Below are 8236 nucleotides of genomic sequence, written 5' to 3'. Positions count from 1 at the left end.
TTTATTTTTTTATATAGTGATGTTGAATAATTTTTAGAATATGTTATTGCATCACTGTTTATTTTTTACGTATTTTTTTATATCAAAGCAATTATGCAAAACTAAATTATCAGATCTTATTAGTTATGTTTGAAAGCATCTTTTAAACGCAGTTATTCAAAACATGAAGATTAAGATAAGTATTTACAATAGTAAACACATACTGTAATTCATCCATAACTTATAGAGCTATAGCATTATTGCATTTAAGATAAAACAATTATTATAATTGGGGGAGGTTAAACCTTGTTTAATAAAAAATATGCCATATTGATTTTAATAATTTTGTCTTTATTTTGTTTAATCGCATCAGTCAGTGCTGAAAATAGTAATTTGACAGACAGCATTGCAAATGAATCCGGTTTGCAACCTTCTCTTCCTATTGAGGAGGAAAGTAATCAAAATGTTAATGATTCTTCAGATAACGCTTCAGCCACAAATCAGAATACTGCTGAAAAATCCCAACCAGTCATTAAAAAAGCCCCTAAAGTATGGATAAATAAGATGACTGTCAAATCCGACAAAAAATTAGTTATTAAACTTAAATCAGACAAGAAAGGAACAATCTATTATTCAACAAACGGTAAAAAACCAACTGTTCACAGCAAAAAATATACAAAGCCAATAACTTTAGCGTCAAATAAGGTTTTGAAGTTTTTTGCCGTTTCAAAGGATGGAAGCAAATCAAAAGTTTATACATATAAAAGAATTTTAGGCAAAACTTCAAAAGGATATGTTGAAAAGCTTTACTTCGGCAATCTCACATCAGCAAAAAGCATTGCATTGATTGTTGGAGTTCATGTTCAGGAAAGCGGAATGCACAAGGCAATTTATAAAAGCCTGGCCAAGCTAACCGGTAAATTAAAAAGAAAATATGTGCTTTACTACATTCATGTCACAAAAGACAAGAACAGTTATTCGAAAAGCAGAATGCACGGTCAGATACTGGGAAACAAATACATAATAAAGGATATAGCTAAGGAAAAACCTCAAATAACAACAGATGTTCATGAAACAAATTATAAACTTAGCGGATACAAATATCCTAGGTTTATCCATATGATTTCAAATAAAAACATTAAAAGTGTCAAAATAACAAAAAAACTCCATAAGAAATCTACTCTTTATTTAAATAGACTGCTTAAATTGACACCACATATCAAAAGATTTGATCCTCAGTTAGGTTCCAGTCCTGCCTATATTACAGTGCCTATCGCCAATAAGGGTTTGGTTTCCTATATCTATGAAACAGAACTTTCCTACTCACAAAAGGTAAAACAGAATTATGCCAATAAATACATTAAAGCTTTGGATAAAGTCAGTTTATCCTTTTAGCTTTAATTTTTATTTTTTTTATGATAACAGGACTGCTGAAATATAACGTAATCAACTAGTTCATGAGCAATGTAGGATTCTTTAAGATATTCAATATCATTTTTTGATAATTTTAAATCAACTAAAAAAAAACAAATTTAAGATGTTACATTAAAATAGTATGCTATTGCATATGAAAAAATAAGAAATTGTATTAAAGTGGTAAAAAACCACCCCATAGAACAATATTTATAAAAAGTCGTTGCCGACTAAAGAAAATTAAGCACCTATAATAAAATTAAGGAAAAATAGCAGTTTTATTAGGTCTTACAAGTCTAGCGGTTATTCTTTTATGTTCATTTGGGTTATTTTTATTTGCTTTAACATCTATCATAATTATCACATTATAATTTTTTAAAGTCACATTTCTGTGCACTAACTAATAATATAAACAACACCACATATAAAGTTTTTCGAGTGCAAGTGCTTGCTTGCATCTTTAAATTCCAAAAAAACAATTAATAAACATTAAAATAAAAATTCAAATAATCATAATCAAGATATGACAATCTCCAATTAGCATAATTAACATTGAATATTAATTTTCGAACCACACTTTATGAAAAATCAGACATCATAAAAATTTTTAAGGAAAGAAAAATAGAAGTTTAAATACAAAAATACGAAAAATTTCATAGAATTTAACGTATATTAGAATGTAAATTGGAGATTAACCTATGACTAATATTGTGTTTAAAGACTGTGAATACCGTTTCACAGAAAATGATGAATTATTCTGTAAAAATAAAGAAGCTCCGGATAATGGGTGCGATAACTGTAAAGGCAATGTTCATTTGAACTGTCAAAACTATGTTCCGCGAAAAGACATGTGTTTACAATTCTTCCAGTCAGGAATATCCGAAGTCTCACAGTACGATACCTGTGCTGAAAAAGTCGTGTTCAATGATAAGGAGCTGCAACGTAAGTGGAGTAATTGAACTCCCTAAACTTTAAAAAAAACAATAAAAAAATATTTTATCCAAACAGAGAATTTTAGATAAAAAAATAAGGAATATTTATTTTGATATGGTTGACTAAGAGACTTAATTCAAATTGATGCTCCTATTGAAAGTTTAATCAAACAAGTAATTGGTAAATAAACCAATTACCTTTTTTTAATTTTTTAAAAGTGAATTATAGAATTTTTCTTGAAAATATCTGCATATCAGTTAAGCTACTTATTTTATTACTTTTCCAATACTGCTATATAGTCCATTTTTCTTCTTAAAAACGGAAGCCAGGTAAACAACCTGAATGCCGGTTTGAATTTGTTCATTCCGTCAAAGAGATTAACATCCTTAATCCATCTGAAATTGGAATTCAATCGCAAAAGGTCTGAACCCTTTTCAACGCCCCATATGAATTTGGAATTTGTTTCCTCAACTGATTTTTCAACCACATTTTCAACAGATACCGGAGGCATTATTTCTACAAATATGCTACAATGCCTGAAATTGTCGTTGATTATCTTTAATATTTTTGAGTTGTCGTTTTCATCAAGATACATTGACAGTCCTTCTATTATAAACAGTACATTTCCGCTTTCAATCCTGATTTCATTGGCCCATTCAGGATCCATTGCTGAGTAGGCGAGAGTCTTGACCCTTTCTGAATCCTCAATATATTGCAGTCTGAAATTGGCTGAATTTTCCAAATCCACATTGTACCACCTGATAAGACCATTATCCAACCTGTCGAATCTTGTATCCATACCAGATGCGATATTTACTATTGTTGAGTGCGGATGCTTTTCAATGTATGCAGAAACCATCTCATCCAATACGATAGTTCTGGATATTACTCCGTATTTCATGAATCTGTCCTTGTCAGATACTGTAAAATCATAGTCTATTTTTGATACGACCTCTATTGCCTTCTGGTCGAAAAATTTATGGTTCTCTTCTTGTGAATGCTGTGCTTTTGCAAACAATGTCAAAAGCATGGTTTTTTCTACACCTTCTAAATTCATAATTATTTCTCCATTCGTTAATTAAAATTATATAATAGTTGGTCAAAGAAATATATAAATTTTTAGGTATGCCTAAATTTTTTAAATTTAATCTTACAGAAACCCAGTTGAAAATATATGAATTACCTATATTTTGATTGTATATTCAAAAGATAAATAATCTCTGCAAAACATATAATATAATAGGGATAGATTATGGACAATATTTTTAATTTTGAAGGAATGGAAATTGACAGGGATTTACTTGAAAGAACAAATCCCATATTCACTACTGCCAGAATGACCCTTTTTCAGCTGGCAGCGGCAGGTCATGACGATGCAAAAGCTGTAGCCGAAAGGCTGAATCTTACCCGGAAAGAGACACAGAACAGCAAGACAGTAAATGTCGATGATGATGACCTTTTTGTAAACAGCATCATTATGGATGTAAGATACTTTACCAATGGAAAGCTCGCTATGGAATCCAATTTTACAGTATTTGACCTTCCGTGCGGTTTTACACCAAGATCCATTGAATTTGCTAAAAACGGCAGGAAATATGTCGGACTTGACCTTCCTGCAACAATCAATGAAGTCGAACCTGCTGTAATGTCACTTCTGGATGAAGAGCAAAAGAAACTTGTCAGTTTCGAGGGCGTGGATGCAACCAACTATCACTCCCTTAAATCCGCATTTGACAAGATTGACGGAGAGGTATGCATAACAACAGAAGGACTCATGATGTATCTTACCGACCGTGAAATGGATGCAATGTGCGATAACATTAAACGGATTCTTCAGGAGCATGGAGGATACTGGATTACACTTGATCCAGAGATATCTTTTCTATACGTTTTGATAGTGAAAGCCTTCTATGGGGACAGAACAAGAGAGAAAATGTATGAGGCGAAATATAGAATTGAAGACAAATCCGATGTATCTGTCGTGGAAAATACAATAACCATCAGTTTAAGAGGAAACGTCGAGGAAAATATTAGAAATGCTTTGAATTATATTAAATCAAAAGGATTTAAACTGGAGAAACTTCCATACGCAGACCACATACCAGAGTTTAAAAGTTTGGAGAATATAGATCCTGAGATTGCAGAGCATATCAAGGAAGGCTTAAAAAAAGTGAATATATGGAAGATTTCAGTTGATGAAACAGATAAGGCTGGTATATCAGATACACCAACAGAATCTTTTAATGCAGATGCATCAGTTGACGGCAACAGACTTAATCTGGTATTGTCAGGTAATTTAGATTCATTAAGTGCACCCGAGCTACTTGGCAATTATGAAAATATTAAAAAAGATAATTCTCTCAAAAGCGTGTGCATTGATTGTTCTGAACTTGAATATGTATCCTCTGCAGGAATGCGCGTTCTTCTCATTATGCAAAACGACTGCGAGAACGGAGTCATAATGAAATCATGCAGTGAAAAGGTTATTGAAGTTTTATCAGATACCAATATACAGATTAATTAGAAAATAAGTAAATGCAGAACTTCCCCAACTTTCAATGTCGAGGAAGTTTAAAATTTTTAAAAATAATTGAATGTAAGTCTTTTTCCGGATATTTCACCATACCCCTTAAATTAAGTTCTCACCAAGTTCTCTTGCTTTTTGCAATTGATCTTCCTTATCACTGATGGCTCCTGGAACATTATTGTCATCTAAATTAATGATGTCACCAGTTTTAAATCCTAAAACTTCAAATGCTGCCATTTGAGTATTTAAAGAACTTTCAAATGCTTCTAAAGGAGCGGCACCATGAGTTGCGATTATTGAAACTTTTTTATTTGAAAACAGTTCGCTGTATTTAGGGTTCATGAAATAAGAGTATAATCTGTCGATGACAAGTTTTGCCTGAGCGTTCACGTCACAGAAGTATATTGGGCTTGCCAATATGATTCCGTCAGCTTCTTCGATTTTTTGATATATGTCCTGCATATCATCATTTAAAGCGCATTCAGAATCATGCTCTTTACAGTAGTTGTCACCCTGACATGGTGTGATTGTTAATTTGTTAACGTCTACAATTTCAGTTTCTGCTCCTTTTGAAGAAGCGCCATCTAATGCTGCTTCCAAAGCAATTCTCACATTACTTGATTCTCTTGGACTTGTATTAATTCCTAAAATCTTCATAAAATATCTCCAAAAATAAAAATAGATTATTTTTCATCAGAAAAAATCACTATTATAGTAAAAATTATCTAACACTATGCATATTAACTTATTGATAAACACAACCTATAAATAAGTTTTCAGACTGAAATTTGTTTAAGAAGACAAATTATTGAAGGGCAAAATATGGTCAATTATTGTACTAACTGCGGATGCGAAATAAGAAAAGACGATAATTTTTGTACCAACTGTGGAGCGAAAATTAGAAAGGACCATAACTTCTGTTTTAACTGCGGGACCGAAATTAAAAAGGACTATAAATTTTGTACAAACTGCGGGGCAAAAATAGATAATTCTAATGTAAACCAGGATTCTTCATCGTCAGAACCATTGTTAGACCGTGTAAATAAAATTTTAATGGAACAAAAAAGGGAAGAACAAAAGAAAAAATTAAAAACCGTTGATGAAATATTTGAATCCGAAGAGATAAAATCAGAAATAAGAAAAAACAATGCAGACAAAATTGATGTAATTCTCATTAAGGAAGAACTGAAAAATAAGATTGTCAATAAACAGGAAAATATGACCCATAATGATATTAAAAACTTCATAAAAAAAGAATTAGAAGAAATAGGAATCCCAGATGAAAAACCGATCATCAGCAAAAAAGAAAAAGAGAATAAACCCACTTCCGGAGGCTATTGCAGTTTCGGCTGCATGCATTGCTACGAGGAATTTTTCGATGGCGGAGGAGCAATAGTCGGTGACTTTGACGGCGACGGATATGTTGAGTATTATTGCAGGTTAGGGCATAACTTAGCATTTGGACGTTACTGTGAAGATTTTAAATGAATAATTAAGTTTTGAATAAATCCTGAAATTTTAAAAAAAAAAATATATAATGATAATTAGAATGCTATTGGAGCAACTCCATTATCACTGTTGAATTTGGTTAATTTTGCCATTAAATCTGTGTTGTTTGTGCTGGTTGGACCGTGAGCCCAGAAGACGACTGTATATTGTTGGCCACCGAATTCTACGACTTCTATTATTCCGTGTTGTGCGTCATCGTAGTCTGTGAATGTGGCGGTGTTGTCCGCATTTTTGGTAAGCTGCATGTCGTCCTGAATTCCGTTGACAACTTTGCCGGTGTTTTGAGCATAATAATGGTCATCGTAGTCATGATCATAGGCATCATCATAATCGTAATAACCGTCATCATCATAGTCATAATCTCCGTCGTCATCATAATAACCGTCATCATCATGATAAACAGCGTTTGTGTTTTTGTAAATTGAGACTCCTGAATCTCCATTGCTGCTTATATATGCTGAATTATTATCATTGATATATGAGCTGTTAAATCCGTCTACCTTAAAGTCATTCATGTTTGCGGCACATGCGCTGCCAATCAGCAGTGCCGTTACAACAAGTGCAAAAAATATTTTTTTAATGTTCATTGTTTTTACCTCTCTTGATTTTGTTTAATTAAAATTCCCAAAAACAATTCCGTTTTTCAAAAATCGTTTCTGTAAGACAATTAATTGTATATAAAGCTCCATATATAAAGTTTTTCGAATGTAAGCGCATACTTTCATCATAAAAAAGCAATTAAGCAAATTTAAAGTTCCTAAATTGGAAACGAAATCCCCTAAGATAATATAATCTGGTTAAAAATACCCACACATACCGACACTAAACAAAAACTCAACAGATTTCTAAATCATCAACCAATTTTTTAAGATATGATGCAGCTACCCACATTTACATTTATACAGAGTCATCTAGTGTTTACTTACAAAAAAAGTTTATAATAATAATTTTTTATAAATTAAATCAAATAAGAAAAATCGAGGCAATTATATGCCAAATATTCAGACAGAATTACTATATTACATCAATAACACTCTGCAAAATCCGTTTTTGGACCAGATTGCGCCAATCATATACCATATCGCTGATGTGAAAGTTACATTAATTCTTATTATACTGGCCGTGATAATATCCTGGAAACTGAAAAAAGACAAGATTTTTAAACTGGCGGCATTATGTCTTATTGGATTTTTAGTTTCAAGCCTTTTTGTAGGATTAGGTAAAACATTTTATCCAAGCCCCAGACCTTTCATGGTTTTGGATGGCATACGTCTGGCTGTCATTGACAACGGATATTATTCATTTCCTTCAGGCCATTTTGCCGATACAGTCATGGTGCTTTCAATTATCCTTATGAAAACTAAAAAATATAGAAAATTTTTATTTGTCCCTGCAATCGCATATGTGATGATATTGGCATTTGTAGTGATGTATGGTGGAGTCCACTATCCAATTGACGTTATCGGAGGAGGAACAATCGGACTGATATCTGCAATAATTACAGTAAGTTATCTTGATTTTATAGTGGATTATATAATTAATTTCCTAAATGATCCCCGTGAGTCTTTAAAATTATTGAAAATTAAATTAAGGTTAAAAGATTGAAAAAACATATTCTCTCTCAAAACTTTCAATATGGCATTAATAGTAAAATATGTAAAGCATTTTCAACATGAATTTTTGCAATATATGATAAATATAAACTAAATAATCTATATGAAGTCAAACGATGATTGTAATTTTAGAACTAACATTAAAAATATTAAAAGATTAAACTATTATTTAATACTTTAAGGAATAAACATTTTATTTAATCAATTGAATTTTCAATATAATGAAAGTAAAATCATGTGAAATAATTCTAAAATTATTTTA

8 protein-coding genes are annotated in these 8236 nt (G+C 31.6%); 5 read left to right on the top strand and 3 right to left on the bottom strand.

What is annotated here, in order from left to right; all coding sequences use genetic code 11:
- The first annotated feature begins 285 nt into the window (after positions 1-285).
- Together ACKI2P_RS09215 and ACKI2P_RS09210 are read left to right on the top strand one after the other, a co-directional pair.
- A complete protein-coding gene (locus ACKI2P_RS09215; protein WP_407377080.1) occupies positions 286-1374 on the top strand; it encodes a chitobiase/beta-hexosaminidase C-terminal domain-containing protein in 1089 nt (362 codons plus the stop codon).
- Between the two features lie 716 nt (positions 1375-2090).
- Positions 2091-2351, top strand: coding sequence for a hypothetical protein (locus ACKI2P_RS09210; RefSeq protein ID WP_407377078.1), 261 nt, complete (start codon positions 2091-2093; stop codon positions 2349-2351).
- 248 nt (positions 2352-2599) lie between these two features.
- On the opposite strand, the gene ACKI2P_RS09205 is transcribed toward ACKI2P_RS09210, so the two are convergent.
- Complete coding sequence (locus tag ACKI2P_RS09205) at positions 2600-3382, bottom strand: class I SAM-dependent methyltransferase (RefSeq protein WP_407377076.1); 783 nt, start codon at positions 3380-3382, stop codon at positions 2600-2602.
- A gap of 195 nt (positions 3383-3577) precedes the next feature.
- Here ACKI2P_RS09205 and ACKI2P_RS09200 point away from each other — a divergent pair, with 195 nt between their 5' ends.
- Positions 3578-4849 carry an STAS domain-containing protein gene (locus tag ACKI2P_RS09200; RefSeq protein ID WP_407377074.1) on the top strand — a complete coding sequence of 424 codons (1272 nt, stop codon included), beginning with the start codon at positions 3578-3580 and terminating at the stop codon, positions 4847-4849.
- 105 nt (positions 4850-4954) lie between these two features.
- Here ACKI2P_RS09200 and ACKI2P_RS09195 read toward each other — a convergent pair whose 3' ends face one another.
- Entirely contained in the window at positions 4955-5509 is a 555-nt protein-coding gene (locus tag ACKI2P_RS09195; protein WP_407377072.1) for a flavodoxin family protein, read from the bottom strand.
- Between the two features lie 165 nt (positions 5510-5674).
- Between ACKI2P_RS09195 and ACKI2P_RS09190 the strand changes: the two genes are divergently transcribed.
- A complete protein-coding gene (locus ACKI2P_RS09190) occupies positions 5675-6340 on the top strand; it encodes a zinc-ribbon domain-containing protein (RefSeq protein ID WP_407377070.1) in 666 nt (221 codons plus the stop codon).
- Positions 6341-6396: 56 nt separating this feature from the next.
- Here ACKI2P_RS09190 and ACKI2P_RS09185 read toward each other — a convergent pair whose 3' ends face one another.
- The gene (locus ACKI2P_RS09185; protein WP_407377068.1) at positions 6397-6948 is read right to left on the bottom strand and encodes a hypothetical protein; all 552 of its coding nucleotides are present in this window, start codon (positions 6946-6948) and stop codon (positions 6397-6399) included.
- Positions 6949-7351: 403 nt separating this feature from the next.
- Between ACKI2P_RS09185 and ACKI2P_RS09180 the strand changes: the two genes are divergently transcribed.
- Positions 7352-7966, top strand: coding sequence for a phosphatase PAP2 family protein (locus ACKI2P_RS09180; protein ID WP_407377067.1), 615 nt, complete (start codon positions 7352-7354; stop codon positions 7964-7966).
- Positions 7967-8236 lie beyond the last annotated feature (270 nt).

This window comes from Methanobrevibacter sp., from assembly GCF_045541095.1.
Classification (GTDB): Archaea; Methanobacteriota; Methanobacteria; order Methanobacteriales; family Methanobacteriaceae; genus Methanocatella.
Note: the sequence above shows the minus strand (reverse complement) of the source record. Positions and strands in the feature narration are given on the sequence as shown.